Raw genomic sequence first — 21,271 nt, 5'->3', positions numbered from 1 at the left:
ACAGATGAAAAAAACTTCCCTCGCGGGAGCGTGTTTACTCGCGCTCTCGCTGGTGATGGGGAGCGGCGCGGCGTTGGCGAAAACGCCGCCCGATCAGCTCATCATCGGCATGAACATGAACAACCTGCTGACCCTCGATCCGGCGGCAATGACCGGCAACGAAGTGGTCGGCATTGTGGTCAATCTCTACGATTCGCTGGTTGAGCTCGATCCAAATGAACTCACCAACGTCAAACCGGCGCTGGCGGAGTCCTGGGATATCAGCCCGGACGGCAAAACGCTCACCTTCCACCTGCGCAACAACGTCAAGTTTCACTCCGGCAACCCGCTGACCGCGCAGGATGTGGTGTGGTCGATGCGCCGCCTGCTGCATTTGAACCTGGCGCAGGCGTCGGTGTGGAAATCCTACGGTTTTAGCAAAAAGAATATCGACCAGCAGGTGAGCGCACCGGACAACAACACCGTGCAAATCACCCTGCCTAAGCCTAACGATCCGCAACTGGTTATCTACTCGCTGGGCGCGCTGGGCAATCTCGGCGTGCTGGACAGCAAAACCGTGCAAAGCCATGAAGTGAACGGTGACTGGGGCAACCGCTGGCTGACTACCAACGAAGCGGGTTCCGGCCCGTTTATGCTGGAAACCTGGCAGGCGAAAGATGTGCTGCGTATGAAGCGCAACCCGGATTACTGGCGCGAGGAGCCAAAGCTGAGCCGCGTGGTGCTGCGCCATTTCCAGGAGTCGCAAACCCTGCGTCTGATGCTGGCGAAAGGCGATCTGGATATTGCCAACAACATGGCGGTATCGGATATCAACGCGCTGCGTAAAGACCCTGACGTGACGGTTGAAGCGGTGCAAAAGGGCACGGTTTATTACGTGGCGATGAGCATGAAAGAGCCGCATTTCGCCAACCCGAAAGTGCGCGAAGCGGTGCGTTATCTGATTGATTACCAGGGCATCAATAAAGCGCTGATGCCGGGCTACGGCGTGCTGCACCAGCGGCCGATCAAAGCGGGTATGCCCTCAACGCTGCCCGATCCCGGCTACCGGCTGGACATTCCGCGTGCGAAAAAACTGTTAGCGGAAGCGGGTTACCCGCAGGGTTTTGACACCACGCTGCGCGTACTGGCTGACCAGCCGTTTCTCAATATCGCCATTGCCGTGCAGTCAACGCTGATGCAGGCCGGGATCAACGCCAAAATCGTCACCGGCACCGGCAACCAAATTTATGGCGCGATGCGTGAGCGTAAATTCGAAATGCTGGTGGGGCGCGGCGGCAGCGGTGTGGAGCCGCATCCTCACTCGAGCCTGCGCGCGCTGGTCTATAACCCGGATAACAGCGACGAAGCCCGGCTGACCAACTTCCAGGGCTGGCGCACCAGTTTCTACGATAAACCGCTTAACGAGATGATCGACAACGCGTTGCTGGAGCGCGACCCGGAAAAACAGAAAGCGGATTATCAGCAAATTCAGCTGCGCTATGACCAACTGATCCCGGCGCTGATCCCACTCTCGCAAATGGTGGATTCGGTGGTGGTGCGTAATGAAGTGAAAAACTTCCAGTCGCACCCGTCTGCCACCACATTCCTGCGCGATGTGTACAAAGTGCCCGCCACCGGAGGAGAGAAAGGATGAGTTCGTTACTGCTTGCGCCTGGCTCACGCACCAGACGCCTTTCAAAACGGTTAACTCAGGTGGTGGTGACGCTGTTTGGCCTGTTGCTGCTGACCTTCTTTATTGGCCGCGTGATGCCTGTCGATCCGGTGCTGGCGATTGTTGGCCCGGATGCGGATCACAGCACCTATCAGCAGGTTTATCAGCAACTGGGGTTTGATAAGTCGCTGCTGACCCAGTTCGGCATTTACCTGAACAACCTTTTGCACGGCAATCTCGGCAACGCGTTGCTGACCGGCAAACCAGTGCTGGACGATATTGCGCGCGTCTTCCCGGCGACGCTCGAACTGGCGACGATGGCGATTATCGTTGGCGCCGGGCTGGGTATTCCGCTGGGTGTGCTGGCGGCGGCACGGCGTAACAGTGTGTCCGATTATGTGGTGCGCATTATCAGCCTTGCCGGTTACTCCACGCCGATTTTCTGGGTCGGCATGATGGGACTGCTGCTGTTCTACGCCTGGCTTGGCTGGGTCGGCGGTGCCGGTCGTCTGGATCTGGGGCTGGATGGCGTGGTTTTGCGTCGCACCGGGCTTATCACTGTGGATGCGCTGCTGGCAGGCAACGGCGCGGTGTTCTGGAATGCGCTTAATCATCTGGTGCTGCCCGCCTCGCTGCTCGGTTTCCACTCGCTGGCGTATATCAGCCGCATGACCCGCAGTTTTATGCTGGCGCAACTGTCGCAGGAGTTCATCATCACCGCGCGGGTGAAAGGGTTGACGGAACGCCAGGTCATCTGGAATCACGCGTTTCGCAATATCCTCGTGCAACTATTAACGGTGGTGGCGCTGGCTTATGGTTCGCTACTGGAAGGGGCGGTGCTGATCGAAACCGTCTTTTCGTGGCCGGGCTTTGGTTCCTACCTTACCGGCAGTTTATTGCTGGGCGATATGAATGCGGTCATGGGCTGCGTACTGCTGGTCGGGGTGATTTTCGTGATGCTCAATCTGCTCTCCGACATGCTTTACCAACTCTTTGATCCGAGGACGAAATCATGACGGTCTCTTTTGATTCGCCGGTCTCTTCGGCAAGCCGCGAGCGCAGCCTGCGCATCAAACGCGGCGTCGGGCGTGCGGCCGGTTTTATCGGCAAAATGGCGCGCAACCCGCTCACGGCAATCGGTGGCAGCATTATTTTGTTGCTGTTGGTGGTGGCGATTTTCGCGCCGCTTATCGCGCCCTATAACCCGCTGGTTCAGGATCTGGAAAATGCGCTGAGCGCGCCGAATGCCACGCACTGGTTTGGCACCGATGAGTTTGGTCGCGATATCTTCAGCCGCCTGGTCTACGGCTCGCGTATCACGCTTTATATCGTGCTGCTGGTTTCCGTTACCGTTGGCCCACTGGGGCTGCTGCTTGGCGTCAGCGCCGGGTACTTTGGCGGCAAGGTCGATATGGTGCTGATGCGTGTGACCGACATCTTTATCTCGTTTCCAGGGCTGGTGCTGGCGCTGGCGTTTGTCGCGGCGCTTGGGCCGGGGCTTGAACATGTGGTGATCGCCATTACGCTCACCGCCTGGCCGCCGATTGCGCGTCTGGCGCGCGCGGAAACCCTCTCATTGCGCCAGGCCGATTTTATCTCCGCCGTGCGCTTGCAGGGTGCGTCTCCGGTGCGTGTGCTGTGGCGTCATATTGTGCCGCTGTGCCTGCCGTCGGTGATTATCCGCATCACCATGAATATGGCGGGGATCATCCTGACTGCGGCGGGGCTGGGCTTTTTAGGCCTGGGCGCGCAGCCGCCGGAGCCGGAGTGGGGCGCGATGATCTCAAGCGGGCGCACCTACATGATGGAGTGCTGGTGGGTAGTAACCATTCCGGGGCTGGCGATCTTGATCAACAGCCTGGCCTTTAATTTCCTGGGAGACGGCTTACGTGACATCCTCGATCCTCGCAGCGAATAATTCGCCGCTACTCGATGTGCGCAACCTGCATGTCGATTTTATCAACGGGCGCGCGGTGACCCATGCGGTACGCGGCGTCTCCTTCAGTCTTGGTCAGGAGAAACTGGCGATTGTCGGTGAGTCTGGCTCAGGGAAATCCACCGTCGGGCGCGCCTTGCTGCGCCTGCACCCGGCGAAAGCGCGCATTCAGGCAGAGGCGATGCAGTTTGGCGACGTTGATCTGCTGAACATCAGCGAAGCGCAGATGCGCCAGGTACGCGGCAAGCGTATTTCGATGATTATGCAGGATCCGAAATATTCGCTGAACCCGGTGGTTTGCGTGGGCGATCAGATTGCTGAAGCCTGGCTGACGCACCATCCAGGCAAGAAAGCCGAGGCGAAAGCAAAAGTGCTGGAGATGCTCGATGTGGTGCGCATCCGCCAGCCGGATCGCGTTTATCATCTCTACCCGCACGAGATTTCCGGCGGGCAGGGACAGCGCATCATGATTGCCATGATGCTGATCACCGACCCGGAACTGGTGATTGCCGATGAACCTACCTCGGCGCTGGATGTTTCGGTGCGTTTGCAGGTGCTGGGTTTGCTGGATGACTTAGTGAAATCGCGCGGGCTGGGGCTGATTTTTATCAGCCACGACATCAACCTGGTGCGCAGTTTCTGTGACCGCGTACTGGTGATGTACGCCGGGCGGGTGGTGGAGTCGATTGCCGCGAAAGATCTTGATAGCGCGCAGCACCCCTACACGCAGGGGCTGATTCACGCCCTGCCGGAAATCCATAACCGTCGCCCGGAATTGCCGGTGTTGCAGCGTCAGGCCAGCTGGCTCGGCGAATAAGGAGAGCAGAATGATCAACGTAAAACACCTTCACCTCGCGTTTGGTGAAGGAGAGAAGCGCAATCAGGTGCTGGAGGATGTCAGTTTCAGCGTGCGGCCGGGTGAGATTTACGGGCTGGTGGGGGAATCCGGCTCCGGCAAAACCACGGTGTTGAAATGCCTGGCCGGGTTGTTTACCCACTGGGAAGGCGAGTTAGCAATCAACGGCCAGCCGCTGGAAAAGCGCCTTAACCCGGCGCGCTGTCGGCTGGTGCAGATGGTGTTTCAGGATCCTTACGGCTCGCTGCACCCGCGCCATACCATTGGCGACATTCTGGAAGAGCCGCTGCAAATTCACGGCATTAACGACCGCGATCGGCGCATCAATACGCTGCTGGATAAAGTAGGGTTAAACCGCGCTTTTCGTGACCGTTATCCGCATCAGCTCTCCGGCGGCCAGCGTCAGCGTGTGGCCATCGCCCGGGCGCTGATTCTGGAACCGCGCGTATTGCTGCTCGATGAACCGACCTCGGCGCTGGATGTCTCGGTGCAGGCGGAAATTCTCAACTTGCTGGCGGCGCTGCATCAGGAGTCTCAACTCACTTACCTGATGGTGACGCATGATCTTGGCGTGATTGCTCATTTGTGCCAGAAAGTGGCGGTGATGCAGCACGGTAAAATCCTCGAGACATTAACCGTCGATGCGCTGGTGAGCGGCGCGGCGCAAACGGATTATACGCGGATGCTGGTTAACGCCAGCCAGCAATATAGCCGCGAGATGGCACGCGAGGTGGCGGCGTATTAAATTTGTCTGCCGTCCGGCTTATCTGTCGCGATTGTGGAAGGGTTCCGTTCACCATCAGAACGGTTCTCACAATAGACTTCATTGCGGTGAACGGGACCATTGCACCCATTCGGCATGCCACATCGATTGCCGGATGGTGCATATCCGGCCTACAACAACGTACTTTTCAGCATCACCGGCTTTGTTTTGACTTTCGGTCTCACAGCGATGGGGTTGAGTCCCCGCTGAAATCGGCGAACCGGAGCGTGAATGACAAGGGCTGGACGCCATGGATGGCGGCCAGAGGCGAATCGAGCCACGACGGCGAGTCGAGCCGACCGCAGGCAGGCATGCGGGAGGTGAGCGTAGTGCGCAGCACCGATTTCCTGCGGGGCCGCAGGGATTGATAAGGGGAGCGCGGCAGCTCCCCTTATCCCGTTCACCGTATGTGAAGCTTCAGAAACGCCAGAACGTCTGGTGAACGGAACCATTGCACCCATGCGGCATGCCGCATCGATTGCCGGATGGTGCATATCCGGCCTACAACAACGTACTTTTCATCACCACCGGCTTTGTTTTGACTTTTGGTCTCACAGCGATGGGGGTGAGTCCCCGCTGAAATCGGCGAACCGGAGCGTGAATGACAAGGGCTGGACGCCATGGATGGCGGCCAGAGGCGAATCGAGCCACGACGGCGAGTCGAGCCGACCGCAGGCAGGCACGCGGGAGGTGAGCGCAGTGCGCAGCACCGATTTCCCGCGGGGCCGCGGGGATTGATAAGGGGAGCGCGGCAGCTCCCCTTATCCCGTTCACAGTATGTGAAGTTTCAGAAACGCCAGAACGTCTGGTGAACGGAACCATTCCACAGTGGTGGTACATACGTTAACGCAATAACGGGCAATCCGGCGGCAACCGGCATTGCAACGCATTCGGTACCACTTCAATGCGAAATTGCTCACCGCGCAGCGGTTCGCCGTCGAGATTAAACGTCATTTCATGCGGGGCATTGATCTCAAACCATGCCGATTTCCCGTCGACAATATGCGGATTATCTTCCGGCTGGGTCAGGGTAGTGAACAGCGCCGGAAGCAGCTCATCGCCGGTGAAAATCCGTAGCTGTAATAAGCCGTCATTGATCAGCGCCTGCGGGCAGAGTTGCTGTCCGCCGCCCGCCTGGCGGCCATTGCCGATGCCGATCACCAGTGCGTCGCCCTGCCAGTGAAAATCCTCACCGCTTATGTCGCAGCGATCCGCTTTCAGCATATCCATGCGCATCAGACCGTGAATCAAGTAGGAGACGCCACCGAGCGCGGCTTTGAGTTTTTCCGGCGTTTCACTGGTAATGCGGGTGCCAAAACCGCCGGTCGCCATATTGATAAAGCAGGTTTTATCGTTCACGCGGGCGATATCAATCGGCACCGCTTTACCGACAATCGCCAGTTGCAAGGCTTTATCCAGCGCTTCCGGGATGCCTGCGCTGGTGGCGAAATCATTGGCGGTGCCGAGCGGCAAAATGCCCAGCGCCGGGCTTGTCTCTCCTTTGCTGTTCACCAGCGCGGTCGCCACTTCGTTAATGGTGCCATCGCCGCCACCGGCAATCACCGTGGCAACGCCGAGCCGTTGTGCCTCCTCGACATAGCGCACCGCGTCGCCTTTTTCCCAGGTGACGCGCACCTGAATATCCATGCCTTCGTCGCGCAATAGCGTTACCGCTTCGCGCAGGGCTTCGTCCCCGGCGCTTTTACCGTTGAGGATTAACAAACTTGTGGGAAATGCGCTCATTCTCTTCATCCTTATTGAATTCGATGAGAAAAGTGTATCTCAGGAGAGAAAAGTGGGGAGAAAAAGCAGAGAAAGGATGAAAAAAAATCAGCCTGCGTAAGGGAGATTACGCAGGCTAAGGAGGTGGTTCCTGGTACAGCTAGCATTTATGGGTTATGTTTTTCAGCGAGAAGGATAATACCCGTATTAAACGGGGCGGTATGTGATCCGATTCTAAGATTTTTCGCGCCGAAAAAATAACCCTGCTCAATCACTTCGCGTGAGGATTACGCGTTGACTGACCGGTGAAATTACGCATTAACAGCGCATATTCCAGCGCCATATCCTGCGGAACCGGTAGCCAGACAGTATAACCGTCTCCAGGCGCGACCGGCATGGCTTCGCCTTTGGCGTTTTCCATATGCTCCAGCGTAAAGTTGACGTTGCCCTGCGGCGTCATCAGCTCCAGGCTATCGCCAACGGAGAACTTGTTTTTCACCGCGACGGCCGCAAAGTCGCCTTTGCGCTCACCGGTGAATTCACCGACAAACTGCTGGCGTTCGGAAACGGAATAACCGTATTCATAGTTCTGGTAGTCGTCATGGGTGTGACGGCGCAGGAACCCTTCGGTGTAACCACGGTGCGCCAGGCCTTCCAGCGTCTCCAGCAGCGAGGTGTCGAACGGCTTGCCCGCTGCGGCGTCGTCAATCGCTTTGCGATAAACCTGCGCAGTGCGCGCGCAGTAGTAAAACGATTTGGTACGGCCTTCGATTTTCAGCGAATGCACGCCCATCTGCGTTAAACGTTCAACGTGTACGATCGCCCGCAGATCTTTCGAGTTCATGATGTAAGTGCCGTGCTCGTCTTCGAAGGCGGTCATGTACTCGCCCGGACGCTGGGCTTCTTCAATCATGAAGACTTTATCGGTCGGCGCACCAACGCCGAGCGTAGGTTCAATGTTTTGTACCGGAATCGGTTCATGCACGTGCACGATATTGCCGATAGCGTCTTCTTTGCCTTCCTGCACCTTATATTCCCAGCGGCAGGCGTTGGTACAGGTGCCCTGGTTTGGGTCGCGTTTATTGATATAACCCGAGAGCAAGCAGCGGCCGGAATAAGCCATGCACAGCGCGCCGTGCACGAAGATTTCAATTTCCATTTCCGGCACTTGAGCGCGGATTTCGGCAATCTCTTCCAAAGAGAGCTCGCGGGAGAGGATGACGCGGCTCAGCCCCATTTGCTGCCAGAACTTCACGGTCGCCCAGTTAACGGCGTTGGCCTGCACCGAGAGGTGAATCGGCATCTGCGGGAAGTTTTCACGTACCAGCATGATTAAACCGGGATCGGACATAATCAGCGCGTCCGGCCCCATATCCACCACCGGTTTCAGATCGCGAATAAATGTTTTCAGCTTGGCGTTATGTGGGGCAATGTTCACCACCACGTAAAACTGCTTGCCCAGCGCGTGGGCTTCGTTAATGCCGATTTGCAGGTTTTCGTGGTTGAATTCGTTATTGCGCACGCGCAGCGAGTAACGCGGTTGGCCCGCGTAAACCGCGTCTGCGCCATAGGCGAAAGCGTAACGCATATTTTTCAGCGATCCCGCCGGGGAGAGGAGTTCCGGTTTAAACATGATGTTCTCATTCTGATGACAGGTCAGACAGCCTCACCGCAGTGAGGCAGTAGGGGAGTTCCCCTAAATTTAGGGCGGGAATTGTAGCGCCGTGGGGCAGGGGAGTAAACCCGCGCGTTAGTTCACGCGCAGGTAGGTGCCATCGGCGCTGACGTTATGGCCGAAACCGCAGTTCATCGCGTCATCGGTTTTCATCTCCAGCCTGTTGAAATCCGCCGTCAGATTCAGCGAAATGGTGCATTGGGAAATGCCTTCATCACGCAAAACGATGTCGCCTTTGCCGTTTTTCAGCGTCACTTTTTCGCTGAAATCGCCCATATTTGGCCCGGAGTACAGCCCCATAATGCCGAAATAAAGACCGGACCAGTCGGCCTGCCAGCTCTCTTTACCCTGCGGTTTGAGCGTGAGTACTTCCCACTCGCTGCGCCCGGCGTACTGCCAGTATTCACCTGCGGCGGAAGCCGGTTTTGGCAGCGCCTGCAGCTTGTCCTGAATACGTGAAAGGTTATATTTCGACTTTTCATCGTCCGGCATAATGGACAGCCACGCCTGCGCTTTGCGGTACTCGCCCTGGCGGATCCAGGTAAGCGCGACGTTGTTGTAGGCGGTCGCTACCAACACATCGTTCGGTTTATCTTTGCCTAATTCGCACTGCTCCAGCCATGCCGCCTGTTCTTCGAAAGCCTCGCGCGCTTTGGGGTAGTCTTTTGCTTTGTAATACTGATCGCCTTTTTTGGCGTAATCGGCGATTTTCGCGCAGTCTGCATCCATCTGTGCTTCGGTTAGCTCTGCCTGGCAGTTGAACGCTGCAAAGAAGAGTGTCAGCGCACCGTAGTAGTATTTCCTCACTATCCCTTTCCTTTTATTGTTGTTAGGCCTGGCGGCTGGCGAAACGATACTCTGCCCCAGGCGGCAGCCATCATACAGATGATTGCGCCGTTGTTCACGGAAGACGTATTCACTGGGGTTATACTTGACGACAGGCCGTGTCAGGCTGCTGTCGGGTTGCTGTCAGGTGCGGATCGTGTTGCTGTCTGCGGGGTTGGGTGACACTACAGGCCGGATTCATCAGGAGAAAGAGTATGAGCGATAACAAAGTAAAAACATTACGTCTGGCTCGGGCCTGGTCACAGGAACAACTGGCGGAGATGGCGGCGCTGAGCGTCAGAACCGTGCAGAGAATTGAAAATGGCGATCAGCCTTCTCTGGAAACACTCAGCGCACTGGCGGCGGTGTTTGGCGTCAGCGTTACCGCGCTTTCCGCGCAGAGCGAGGCGGGCGAAGAGGCGCTGGATAAACGCATCACCGCAGCGCGGGAACAGCTCGATGCCGAAAGCAGTTTCTGGCGCATGTTGATCACCGCCGTTGTCGTCTGCGTGCTGCTGTTTTTCCTCAACCGCAGCACCTCGCCGGATAGCGATTGGTCATTGTGGGTGGCGGCGATTTGGGGCGGGCTAGTGGCGGTGAAAGGGCTGCGGATTTTTGTCTTCGCTAATCTGATTAGCCAGTGGCATAAGCAGCGTTTGCAGCGATTGCTGCGTAAATAACGTGGATGAAGCGTGTCGGGCGCATGCGCCCGACATACGGCTTACGCCAGTTTGCAGGCGTCGGCTTCCCAGCGGTAGCCGACACCGTAAACGGCGCGGATAAAGGATTGCTCCTCATCCAGCGCTTCAAGTTTGCGGCGCAGGTTTTTGATATGGCTGTCGATGGTGCGGTCCGTCACCACGCGATAATCATCATACAGATGGTTAAGCAACTGCTCGCGGGAGAAGACTTTGCCCGGCTCGCTGGAGAGGGTTTTCAGCAGGCGAAACTCAGCAGGGGTAAGATCCAACAGCTTGTTGTGCCAGCTCGCCTGGAAACGGCCTTCATCGACAATCAGCGGGCTTTCTGCGTCCAGCCGCTCCAGCTCGCGCTGCGGTTTGCAGCGGCGCAGAATGGTTTTCACGCGCGCCACCACTTCACGCGGGCTGTACGGTTTGCAGATGTAATCATCCGCGCCAATCTCCAGCCCCAGCAGGCGGTCGATCTCTTCGATTTTCGCCGTCACCATAATAATGGGCACGTTAGAAAAACGGCGGATTTCCCGACATAACGTTAATCCGTCGGTACCGGGGAGCATCAAATCCAGCAGGATCAGATCCGGCGGCGTCTGGCGCACGTAAGAGAGCACCTGATCGCCGTGGTTAATCAGCGCTGGCGCGTAGCTTGCCGCGCGCAGATAGTCGAGCAGCAACTGCCCAAGCTTTGGCTCATCTTCAACAACCAGGATGCGTGGCGTGTTTTCATCGATCGGTAACTCAGTCATACATCTCTCGTTTTTTCGCGTTCAAGCGGTAGTTCAACTGTAATGCTAACCCCGCCGAATGGCGAGTGCGCCGCATGGATAGCGCCACCGTGCGCTTCCACAATATTCAAACAAATAGCCAGCCCCAGGCCGGAGCCGCCGCTGGCACGGTTACGTGAGCCTTCCGTGCGATAAAAGCGCTCGAAAAGCCGTTTGAGTTGCTCATCGCTGACGCCCGGCGTGCTGTCGGCAAAGCGCATCACCAGCGTATTGTCGCGGGTAACAACCTGGATAAGCGTTTGCCCGCCCGCATCGGTGTAGCGCAGGCTGTTTTCCAGCAGGTTATTAAACAACTGCATCAGGCGATCGGGATCGCCAAACACCGTGGCGCTGGCGGGCACTTCAAGAGAAAGGGTCAGATTGCGGCTGGCGTAACGCTCGCGGAAAGCGCCTGCGGCGATCTCCACCAGCGACACCACATCCACCGGCGCTTTCTGGTAGGCCAGCGCGCCTTCATCGGACATCGACAGCTGGTGCAGGTCATTGACCAGCTTTGTCAGCGTGCCAACTTCCGCCTGTAACGAAGTTACCGATTCCGGCGTGAATTGCCGCACGCCATCCTGAATCGCCTCCAGCTCGCCGCGCAGCACCGCCAGCGGCGTGCGCAGTTCATGCGAGATATCCGCCATAAAGTCACGGCGCATCTGCTGGTTACGCTCCAGCGTGCTGGCGAGCTGGTTAAAGTCGCGCGCCAGCCGGCCAAGCTCATCCTGGCTACCGGGATTGACGCGGGTGGAGAAATCGCCCGAGGCGAGCCGGTGGGTGCCATCGACCAGCCGTTTTACCGGCGCCAGTAAACCGCGCGCCAGCGGGAAAGTAGCCAGCGCAGCAAGCAGCGTGGCAAGACCGACAATCAGCCAACTGGTGCGCCGCTGCTGGCGATCAAAGTTGATATCGGTATTGCGCGTCAGACGCTCAATCGGCGAAGCGATAACCCAACCGACGGTCGCATTATTAACAACAATCGCCCGGCGAGTGCCGTCCGACGGCACCGGTGAGCGCGGGCCGACCAGCACATTATTATCCTGATCGGCGACCCAGAATTTGGTGCGCCAGCCGTGCGGCGGCATATCCGGCGGTGGCGGTCCAGGCTCGCGTTCCATTTCGCCATCCGGGCCGGGACGCATGTCGCGGTCCATGCCAGGCGGTGCGTTTCTGTCCATCTCGCGCGGCGGCTCGCCGGGGCCACCAGGCCTGTCTTCTTCACGATCGTTATCGCGTTCGAATGAACGCAAGAGCTGAAAAATCACCCGGTCGTTGTTGCGCAGAAACTGCCAGCTTCCGTTCTGCGCATACTGCTCGGCCAGCGAGTCGCTCAGCATTTGCAGGCGCTGTTCGTTACCACGCTTAATGTAGTCAATAAAACCGTGCTCAAAGCTGAGACGCACCGCCCAGTGCATGGTGATCAGCAGAACAATGCAGGTGGCTAAAATCGCCAGAAACAGTTTGGCCGTAATACCCGGCCGCCAGAACTTCATGATTCTCTCCTGTTGCGACGGGCAATCACGACGTTCTGGCTGGCATCATTCGGGACGCGGGCGAAGAGCAACGCCGGAAGTGAAATAATCACCGCCATGCTGAGATACGTGTAAAGGAAAACATGGTGCGCCACCCCGCTGTCTGCGGACAGATGCTGCTGACCAAACAGGCCGAGCAGCAGCCCGGCGATGGTCACGCCGATACTCATCGATAACTGCATGATCATTGACAGCAGACTATTGCCGCCACTGGCCAGCTCATCGGGCAGATCTTTGAGCGTTAAGGTGTTCATGGAGGAGAAGCGCATTGAGTTGATCATACCCTGGCAGAACAGCACCACCGGCAGCAGGTAATACCAGCCGAGCAGCGCCGTTGCCATAAACAGCAGGCTGATGGCGGCCAGGCCAAGCGTGGAACAGACCAGCGCGCGGCGGTAACCAAAGCGGTTCACCACCTGCACCACGATGCGTTTCATCCCCATGCTGCCCAGCACCATCGGGATCATCATCAGCCCGGCGTGAAAGGGCGAAAACCCCAGGCCAATCTGCAAAAACACCGGCGTCATAAACGGCAACATACCGCTGCCGATGCGTCCGGTGAAACTTCCGGCCAGACCCAGCGAAAAAGAGGGGGTGCGGAATAACCGCAGATTAAACAACGCGCCGTCGTTGCCCCTGGCATGCAAAAGATAAAAGAGAATTGCCGCCGCGCCCACCGCCACCAGCGCGCCGAGTTGCCACGACGTTAGCCCCAGCCCGCGATTACCATCGAGCGCCAGCGTCAACGTTGCCATGCCGCCCGCGAGCAGCACAAAACCCGCCATATCAAAGCGGCGGGTTTGCAGGGTGTAGTTGGGCATCAGGCTCAGGGTGGCAATCGCACCGAGAATGCCCACCGGCAGGTTAATGAGGAAAATCCAGTGCCAGGAGGCATATTCAACCAGGATACCGCCAAGCGCCGGGCCGAGCAGCGGGCCTACCTGCCCTGGCAGGGTGACAAACGTCATCGCCGCCATGTACTGATCGCGCGGGACAATTTTCATCACCGTTAGCCTGCCAACCGGCACCATCATCGCGCCGCCGACACCTTGCAGCACACGTGACATGACCAACTGATCGAGCGTAGAAGCCTGGGCGCAAAACAGTGAACCGGTGGTAAACAGCACAATGGCGGCAAAAAAGATGTTTCGCACGCCAACCCTGTCTGCCAGCCAGCCGCTGGCGGGCAGCATCACCGCTACCGTCAGCACATAGGAGACCACTACCATATGCATGTGCAGCGGGCTCTCCCCGAGGCTTTTCGCCATCGAGGGGAGCGCCGTGTTAACAATGGTGGTATCCAGCGACTGCATAAAAAAGCCAAAGGCGACAATCCATAGCTGCCAGCGGATGTTTTTGGGTAGCTCATTCATTCACTAACAGGCTCTCTTTCGTGTCGGCTAAAACGCATACGCAGGCGGTCGAAGAAGAGATAGACCACCGGCGTGGTGTACAGGGTGAGCAACTGGCTCATTACCAGCCCGCCGACAATGGTGATACCAAGCGGCTGGCGTAGCTCGGAGCCATCGCCACCGGAGATAACCAGCGGCAGCGCGCCAAACAGCGCCGCCAGTGTGGTCATCATAATCGGGCGAAAACGCAGCAGACAGGCCTGGAAAATCGCCTCTTCAGCCGTGAGGTTCCCCTGGCGCTGCGCTTCAAGCGCAAAGTCGACCATCATTATCGCGTTCTTCTTTACAATCCCAATCAATAACATAATGCCAATGAGCGCTATTAAACTGAACTGCGCACCGAAAAGCTCAAGCGCCAGCAGCGCGCCCACGCCCGCCGAGGGCAGGGTAGAGAGAATGGTCAGCGGGTGAACATAGCTCTCATACAAAATCCCCAACACGATATAGACCGTCGCAATGGCCGCCAGGATCAGAATGACCTGTGAGTTCATCGTCTCCTGGAACACCTGCGCGGTGCCGGCAAAACTGCCGCGCACGCTGGAAGGCACACCAAGCTGTGTCATCGTGCGGTTAATGGCATCGCTGGCTTGCGATAACGAGGTGCCTGTTGGCAGGTTAAAGGCAATGGTCGATGCCGCCGACAACCCCTGATGATTTACCGACAGCGGCGCGTTGGCGGGCAGCCAGTGCGCGAAGTAGGAGAGCGGGATCGTTTTGCCGTCACTGTTGATGACGTACATCTTATCCAGCGCGCTAACATCCTGGGTGTAACGCGGGTCGACTTCCATCACCACTTTGTACTGGTTTAGCGGCTGGTAGATGGTGGAAATTTGCCGTTGACCGAAAGCATTATTCAGCAGGCTGTTGGCTGCCTGGACGCTGATACCGAGCCGCGACATGGTTTCGCGGTCATACACCAGATTCATCTCCGCACCGTTATCCTGCTGATCCGAGTTAACGTCCGCCAGCTCCGGCAGCGCGGCAAGGGCTTTGCGGATTTTGGGTTCCCATTCGCGCAGGGCGCTGAGCGAGTCCGACAGTAAGGCGAACTGGTAGCTGGCGTTGGCCTGACGTCCGCCGACGCGAATATCCTGCACGGCCATCAAAAACAGGCTCGCGCCCGGCTCTTTGGCCAGCTTGCCGCGCAGACGATCAATCACCTGTTGCGCGGTCTCTTTACGCACATCGCGGGGTTTCAGGGTGATAAACATCATGCCGCTGTTAACGCGCGAACCGCCGGTAAAGCCGGTGACATTATCCACTGCTGGATCGTCGCGGATGATCTTCATAAAGTCCTGCAATTTGCCGCGCATCGCCTGGAACGAAATGCTCTGATCGGCCTGAATACCGCCCATCAGCACGCCGGTATCCTGCTCCGGGAAGAAGGTTTTCGGGATCGAAATATAGAGCCAGATATTGAGCGCGATGGTGCCAATTAACACTAACCCGACTAACCGCGCGTGGTTGAGCACCCATTTCAACGAACGCGCATATTGCCGCTGCAGCGCCACCAGCAGGCGGCCGAAGCCTTTTTCCCGGCTGCGCTCGCGGGGTTTATGCGCTTTTAACAACCAGCCGCACATCATCGGCGTTAGCGTCAGGGAAATAATCAGCGAAATACCAATCGCCACCGACAGCGTAACGGCGAATTCGCGCAGCAAACGTCCCGGAAGCCCCGCCATCAGCAGCAGCGGCAGGAATACGGCCACCAGTGAGATACTCATCGATAACACGGTAAAGCCCACTTCGCGCGTACCTTGCAGCGCCGCCTGCAAAGGTTTCATCCCTGCTTCCAGATGGCGCGAGATATTTTCCAGCACCACAATGGCATCATCGACAACAAAACCGGTGGCAATGGTCAGCGCCATCAGCGACAGGTTATTCAGGCTAAAGCCGCATAAATACATGGCGGCAAAGGTGCCGATAAGCGACACGGGCACAGCGACTGCCGGGATCAGCGTTGCGCGGCCTGAACGCAAAAACAGGAATACCACGAGGATCACCAGCGCCACCGAGATAACCAGCGTCTGTTCGACCTCGGCCAGCGAAGCGCGAATCGTCGGCGAGCGATCCTGGGCGATTTGTAAATCGATCGCTGCGGGAATGGTTTGCTGCAAGCCGGGCAGACGCGCGCGAATACTGTCCACCGTCTGGATAATATTGGCTTCCGGCAGTTTGCGGATCATCAGCAAAATGGCGGGTTTCGCATTAGTCATCCCGGCGTTGCGCACGTCCTGCACCGAGTCAGTGACTTTAGCGACATCGCTTAAGCGCACGGCGGAGCCGTTTTTGTAGTGAATGATTAACGGTTGGTATTCGGCGGCGGTTTTCAGCTCGTCGTTGGTTTGCACCTGCCAGCGTTGCGCGCCATCTTCCACTGCGCCCTGCGGTTTGCGCACGTTGGCATTGCTGATTGCCGTGCGCACCGAATCCAGTGACACGCCCTGGTTAAACAGCGCCTGCGGGTTTAAATCCACACGCACCGCGGGCAGGGAACTGCCGCCAACATCAACGTCGCCCACGCCATCAATCTGCGCGATGGTTTGCGCCAGTTGCGTCGAGGCGAAGTCATATAACTGACCCTGCGAATAGGTGTCTGACGTGAGCGTCAAAATCATGATTGGCGCAGAAGACGGATTCGCTTTGCGATAGGTTGGGCGCGATGGCATGCCGCTTGGTAACAGGTTTTGCGCCGCGTTAATCGCCGCCTGCACATCGCGCGCCGCGCCGTTGATATCGCGGTCGAAATTAAACTCAAGAATAATACGCGTGCTGCCCAGCGAGCTGGATGAGGTCATTTCGCTGACCCCGGCAATGCGCCCGAGCGAGCGCTCAAGCGGTGTCGCCACGGAGGAGGCCATGGTTTCCGGCGACGCGCCCGGCAGTGAGGCGCTGACCATAATCACCGGAAAATCAACCTGCGGCAGCGGGGCGACCGGCAGCAACCGGAAGCCGAGAATGCCGCACAGCGTAATGGCGAGAGAAATCAAAATCGTCGCCACCGGGCGGTAAATGAAGAGGGCGAAAAACTTCACTTACGCCTCCTCTTCACGGCGCGGGAAACGCTTTTTCACCGCCAGCGACAGGCGATCAAACAACAGGTAAATCACCGGCGTCGTAAAGAGCGTCAGCACCTGGCTTACCAGCAAACCACCGACCATGCCAATGCCCAGCGGGCGGCGTAACTCTGCGCCGACGCCGGTGCTCAGCATGAGCGGTAGCGCACCGAGCAGCGCCGCCAGCGTGGTCATTAATATCGGGCGAAAACGCAGTAAACAGGCCTGGAAAATCGCATCGCGCGGCGACATGCCCTCTTCGCGTTCGGCGGCGAGGGCGAAGTCAATCATCATGATGGCGTTTTTCTTGACGATACCGATAAGCAAAATAATGCCAATGATGGCAATCACATCCAGTTCACTGCCGGACACCATCAGCGCCAGCAGCGCGCCAACGCCTGCCGTTGGCAATGTCGACAGGATGGTGATGGGGTGAATAAAGCTCTCGTACAGCACGCCGAGCACGATATACATCGCCGCGACCGCCGCAACAATCAGCCAGATGGTGCTGCCAAGCGCCGCCTGGAACGCCAGTGTGCTACCCTGGAATTGCGTGGTGATGTCCGTCGGGAAGTTGAGCGTTTTCTCGCTATCCAGCACGGCCTGCACCGCATCGCCGAGCGAATACCCCTCCGCCACGTTGAAGGAAATTGTCGTCGACGGGAATTGATCCAGATGGTTGATACTCAGCGGTGCGTAGCGTTGCTCCACTTTCGCAATCGACGAGAGCGGCACGATGCCGCCATCGGTGCTGGTCAGGCGGATGTTGTCCAGCGCGGAAAGCCCCGGCGTTTGCGCCGTGTCGTGTTCCAGCACCACGCGATACTGGTTTGCCTGGGTGTAAATGGTGGAGATCAACCGCTGACCAAACGCGTTATAAAGAGCGTTATCCACATCCGCCATGTTGATGCCCAGGCGGCTGGCACTGTCGCGATCGACATTAACGTAGGCCACCAGGCCTTTGTCCTGCCAGTCGCTGCTGACATCCGCTAACTGTGGCAACGCCTGCAGTTTGCTCACCAGTTGCGGCACCCAGGTACTAAGCGCATCTAACGAGTTGGCCTGCAAGGTGAACTGATATTGCGTGCGGCTGACGGTGGTATCAATGGTTAAATCCTGCGTCGGTTGCAGGTAAAGTGCGACGCCGGGCACTTTCGCCGCCGCCTGTTGCAGGCGCTCAATCACCGGCTGGACGCGATCGTCGCGCTCATCCAGCGGTTTCAGGTTGATTTGCAATCGTGCGCTGTTAAGCGACGGGTTGGTGCCATCAACCCCGACAAAGGAGGTCAGGCTTTCTACCGCCGGATCGCGCAGGATAATATCGGCCACCTGGCGCTGGCGTTCGGCCATGCTGGCAAAGGATGCGGATTGCGGCGCTTGCAGGGTGCCCTGGATAATGCCGTTGTCCTGTACGGGGAAGAAACCTTTCGGAATAAACACCCACAGCATGATCGACAAAAACAGCGTTCCGACCGCCACGCTCAGCGTCAGCCACGGGTGATTGAGCACTTTGCTCAGTAGCCTGCCGTAGGCCGCGATGACGCGCTCGAAGAAGCGCTCCGAGGCGCGGGAAAAACGGTTCTGTTTGCGCAGAGATTCGGCGCTCAGCATGCGTGCGCACATCATCGGCGTCAGCGTCAGCGACACAATCGCGGAAATCAGGATCGCTATCGCCAGCGTGACGGCAAATTCGCGGAACAGGCGACCGACGATATCCCCCATAAACAGCAGCGGGATCAGCACAGCAATTAACGAGAAGGTCAGCGAGATAATGGTAAAACCGATCTCACCGGCCCCTTTCAGGGCGGCGGCAAGCGGTTTTTCGCCTTTTTCGATATAGCGCGAGATGTTCTCGATTACCACAATGGCGTCGTCAACCACAAAGCCGGTGGCGATGGTCAACGCCATTAGCGTCAGGTTGTTGATGGAGAAATCAAGAAACACCATCGCCGCGAATGTCCCGACCAGCGACAGCGGCACCGCCACGCCCGGAATAATGGTCGCCGGAATATTGCGCAGGAAGACGTAGATAATCATCACGACCAGCGCGATGGCCAGCATCAGTTCAAACTGGGTGTCGTCAACCGACGCGCGAATGTTGTTGGTTCTGTCCGACAGCACTTTCACCGTCACCGATTTTGGCAGGCTTTCGGTTAACTGCGGCAGCAGCGTACGGATGTTGTCGGCGGTGTCGATAATGTTCGCCCCCGGCTGGCGCTGAACATTCATGACAATCGCTTGTTGCTTATTGGCCCATGCGCCCAGCCAGCTATTTTCTGCGCCTTGTTCAACGGTTGCGATATCGCCAAGGCGGATCGGCGCGCCGTTCTGATACGCGACAATCAACTGGCGATACTCTTCGGCAGACTGCATTTGATCGTTGGCAGAAAGCGTGACGGCGCGGGTTGGGCCGTCGAGGCTGCCTTTCGCCGAATTGACGTTGGCGTTACTGATGGCGGTGCGAATAGTTTCGCTGGTCAGCCCGAGAGCAGCAATCGCCTGGGCATTGAGTTTGACGCGCACCGCCGGGCGCTGGCCGCCTGAAAGTGTCACCAGGCCGACGCCGGAAACCTGCGAGATTTTCTGCGCGACGCGTGTTTCCACCATATCTTCCACCTGGGTCATGGGCATGGCGGAAGAGGTGACGGCGAGCGTCATAATCGGTGGATCTGCCGGGTTAACTTTACTGTAGACCGGCGGGTTGGGCAGATCGGACGGTAGCAGGCTGTTTGCGGCATTCATTGCCGCCTGCACTTCCTGCTCGGCGACATCGAGCGGCAAACTGAGCTGGAACTGCAATGTCACCACCGACGCGCCGCCGGAACTTTGCGACGACATCTGTTTTAAGCCGGACATCTGACCAAACTGGCGCTCCAGCGGTGCGGTGATCGCCGACGTAACCACATCGGGGCTGGCGCCGGGGTAGAGCGTCACCACCTGAATGGTCGGGTAATCGACTTCAGGCAGCGCGGAAACGGGCAGAAAACGGTAGCCGATAATACCGGCAAGCAGGATCGCCACCATTAACAGCGTAGTGGCGACCGGACGCAAAATAAACAGACGGGAAGGGCCGCCCGTCCGGCCCGGCGGTAGCAACTGCATCAGGAATGCGCTCCTTTGGCCGGATGTTCACGCTTTGCCGGTACGGCGTCGGCGTTTTTCGCATCCACGACTTCCACTTTCGCCCCTTCGGTCAGGCGGTCAATGCCGTCCGTCACCACGCGATCGCCCGCCGACAGACCCGCGGCAATCACCACTTTCTGGCTGTCCTGAATACCTGGCGTGACGGTGTGTTTGCTGACCTGATTTTTATCGTTCAGAACCCAGACGAAGTTGCCTTCGTTGCCCATTTGCAGGGCAGCGGCCGGGATCACTACCGCGTCCTGCTGCGTGGCCACCAGCATGCGCGCGTTGACGAACTGGTTGGGGAACAGAGCATCGTCCTGGTTATCAAAGCGGGCTTTCAGTTTGATGGTGCCAGTGGTGGCGTCAATCTGGTTATCGAGACTTAACAATGTGCCGCTACTCAGCTTCTGTTTATTGGTGCGATCCCAGGCTTCCACCACCAGTTGCTGACCTGCTTTTTGCGCCTGCACTACGGTGGCGATTTCGCTTTCCGGCAGGGTAAACACCAGATCGATGGGGTGCGTTTGCGTCAACACCACGATGCCGGTGGTGTCGCTGCTGCTGATTTGGTTGCCGATATCCACCTGTTTTAAACCCACGCGCCCGGAAATGGGCGCGGTGATACGGCTCCAGTCCAGCTCTAACTGTGCACTGGCCACGGACGCTTCATCCGCTTTCACGGTGCCTTCCGATTCGGTCACCAGCGCTTGCTGGCTATCGAGATCCTGGCGTGAAACCAGGCTGGTTTTCGCCAGTTGCTGGTAGCGAGAAAGGTCACGGCGGGCGTTGGCGAGTGTGGCTTTATCTTTCGCCAGTTGGCCCTGCGTTTGCGCCAGTGCCACTTTGAACTGGCTTGGATCGATTTCCGCCAACAGATCGCCGGCTTTTACTTGCTGACCTTCCTGGAAATGGATCGCCATAAGCTGGCCCGAAACGCGGCTGCGCACGGTAACGGTGTTAGCGGCGGTAATGGTGCCGAGCCCGGAGAGATAACGCGGTACGGCTTCACGGGTTGCGGTTGCGGCCTGCACCGGCGGCAGCGCACCACCGCGCATACCATGACGGCCACCAGCCGGCGCACCCTGGCGCTGAGTCTGTCCGGTAGCGGTAGAAGAAGGATCTTTATGTGCGAACTGGTACCAGGCTACGCCCGCTACCGCCATGACCACGGCCGCGACAAGCGTGCGGCGAAACGTAACACTGCCTTTCATCGTTATAGGTATCTCATCGGAAAACTAATGGCGAAATA

15 protein-coding genes are annotated in these 21,271 nt (G+C 57.9%); 6 read left to right on the top strand and 9 right to left on the bottom strand.

Going from position 1 to position 21,271, the window contains the following annotated elements:
* The first annotated feature begins 4 nt into the window (after positions 1–4).
* The 5 genes from ACFX4U_RS18270 to ACFX4U_RS18250 are packed head-to-tail and all read left to right on the top strand — an operon-like array spanning position 5 to position 5,188.
* Positions 5–1,633: an ABC transporter substrate-binding protein gene (locus ACFX4U_RS18270; RefSeq protein WP_313506700.1), complete on the top strand. Its 1,629-nt coding sequence runs from the start codon at positions 5–7 to the stop codon at positions 1,631–1,633.
* On the top strand, positions 1,630–2,667 hold the full coding sequence (locus tag ACFX4U_RS18265; protein ID WP_313506701.1) for an ABC transporter permease: 1,038 nt from the start codon (positions 1,630–1,632) through the stop codon (positions 2,665–2,667). The genes ACFX4U_RS18270 and ACFX4U_RS18265 overlap by 4 nt, the downstream gene beginning before the upstream one ends.
* Complete coding sequence (locus ACFX4U_RS18260; protein WP_313506702.1) at positions 2,664–3,569, top strand: ABC transporter permease; 906 nt, start codon at positions 2,664–2,666, stop codon at positions 3,567–3,569. Before ACFX4U_RS18265 ends, ACFX4U_RS18260 begins: the two co-directional genes overlap by 4 nt.
* Positions 3,541–4,404: an ABC transporter ATP-binding protein gene (locus ACFX4U_RS18255; RefSeq protein WP_313506703.1), complete on the top strand. Its 864-nt coding sequence runs from the start codon at positions 3,541–3,543 to the stop codon at positions 4,402–4,404. The genes ACFX4U_RS18260 and ACFX4U_RS18255 overlap by 29 nt, the downstream gene beginning before the upstream one ends.
* Before the next feature lie 10 nt (positions 4,405–4,414).
* Positions 4,415–5,188, top strand: a complete 774-nt coding sequence (locus ACFX4U_RS18250) for an ABC transporter ATP-binding protein (protein ID WP_305735554.1) — start codon at positions 4,415–4,417, stop codon at positions 5,186–5,188.
* An 861-nt stretch (positions 5,189–6,049) separates the two neighbouring features.
* Here ACFX4U_RS18250 and yegS read toward each other — a convergent pair.
* The 3 genes from yegS to ACFX4U_RS18235 all read right to left on the bottom strand — a co-directional run bounded on the left by yegS (position 6,050) and on the right by ACFX4U_RS18235 (position 9,410).
* Complete coding sequence (yegS, locus tag ACFX4U_RS18245; protein WP_313506704.1) at positions 6,050–6,949, bottom strand: lipid kinase YegS; 900 nt, start codon at positions 6,947–6,949, stop codon at positions 6,050–6,052.
* Positions 6,950–7,199: 250 nt separating this feature from the next.
* Positions 7,200–8,561 (bottom strand): tRNA 5-hydroxyuridine modification protein YegQ, encoded by a 1,362-nt coding sequence (yegQ, locus tag ACFX4U_RS18240; protein ID WP_380218529.1) that lies wholly within the window; start codon positions 8,559–8,561, stop codon positions 7,200–7,202.
* Positions 8,562–8,678: 117 nt separating this feature from the next.
* A complete protein-coding gene (locus tag ACFX4U_RS18235; RefSeq protein WP_313506706.1) occupies positions 8,679–9,410 on the bottom strand; it encodes a tetratricopeptide repeat protein in 732 nt (243 codons plus the stop codon).
* A 233-nt stretch (positions 9,411–9,643) separates the two neighbouring features.
* Here ACFX4U_RS18235 and ACFX4U_RS18230 point away from each other — a divergent pair, with 233 nt between their 5' ends.
* The gene (locus tag ACFX4U_RS18230; RefSeq protein ID WP_313506707.1) at positions 9,644–10,108 is read left to right on the top strand and encodes a helix-turn-helix domain-containing protein; all 465 of its coding nucleotides are present in this window, start codon (positions 9,644–9,646) and stop codon (positions 10,106–10,108) included.
* 41 nt (positions 10,109–10,149) lie between these two features.
* On the opposite strand, the gene baeR is transcribed toward ACFX4U_RS18230, so the two are convergent.
* The 6 genes from baeR to ACFX4U_RS18200 are packed head-to-tail and all read right to left on the bottom strand — an operon-like array spanning position 10,150 to position 21,233.
* Complete coding sequence (gene baeR, locus ACFX4U_RS18225) at positions 10,150–10,872, bottom strand: two-component system response regulator BaeR (protein ID WP_131410581.1); 723 nt, start codon at positions 10,870–10,872, stop codon at positions 10,150–10,152.
* The gene (baeS, locus tag ACFX4U_RS18220) at positions 10,869–12,389 is read right to left on the bottom strand and encodes a two-component system sensor histidine kinase BaeS (protein WP_313506709.1); all 1,521 of its coding nucleotides are present in this window, start codon (positions 12,387–12,389) and stop codon (positions 10,869–10,871) included. Before baeS ends, baeR begins: the two co-directional genes overlap by 4 nt.
* On the bottom strand, positions 12,386–13,801 hold the full coding sequence (locus ACFX4U_RS18215) for an MFS transporter (RefSeq protein WP_313506710.1): 1,416 nt from the start codon (positions 13,799–13,801) through the stop codon (positions 12,386–12,388). The genes baeS and ACFX4U_RS18215 overlap by 4 nt, the downstream gene beginning before the upstream one ends.
* A complete protein-coding gene (gene mdtC / locus ACFX4U_RS18210) occupies positions 13,798–16,875 on the bottom strand; it encodes a multidrug efflux RND transporter permease subunit MdtC (protein ID WP_313506712.1) in 3,078 nt (1,025 codons plus the stop codon). The genes ACFX4U_RS18215 and mdtC overlap by 4 nt, the downstream gene beginning before the upstream one ends.
* Positions 16,876–19,998 (bottom strand): MdtB/MuxB family multidrug efflux RND transporter permease subunit, encoded by a 3,123-nt coding sequence (locus ACFX4U_RS18205; protein ID WP_313506713.1) that lies wholly within the window; start codon positions 19,996–19,998, stop codon positions 16,876–16,878. It abuts the gene before it with no gap.
* The gene (locus tag ACFX4U_RS18200) at positions 19,998–21,233 is read right to left on the bottom strand and encodes an MdtA/MuxA family multidrug efflux RND transporter periplasmic adaptor subunit (RefSeq protein WP_349350525.1); all 1,236 of its coding nucleotides are present in this window, start codon (positions 21,231–21,233) and stop codon (positions 19,998–20,000) included. Before ACFX4U_RS18200 ends, ACFX4U_RS18205 begins: the two co-directional genes overlap by 1 nt.
* Positions 21,234–21,271 lie beyond the last annotated feature (38 nt).

Origin of the sequence: Kosakonia sp. YIM B13588, from assembly GCF_042788165.1 — a bacterium.
Classification (GTDB): Bacteria; Pseudomonadota; Gammaproteobacteria; order Enterobacterales; family Enterobacteriaceae; genus Kosakonia; species Kosakonia sacchari.
Note: the sequence above shows the minus strand (reverse complement) of the source record. Positions and strands in the feature narration are given on the sequence as shown.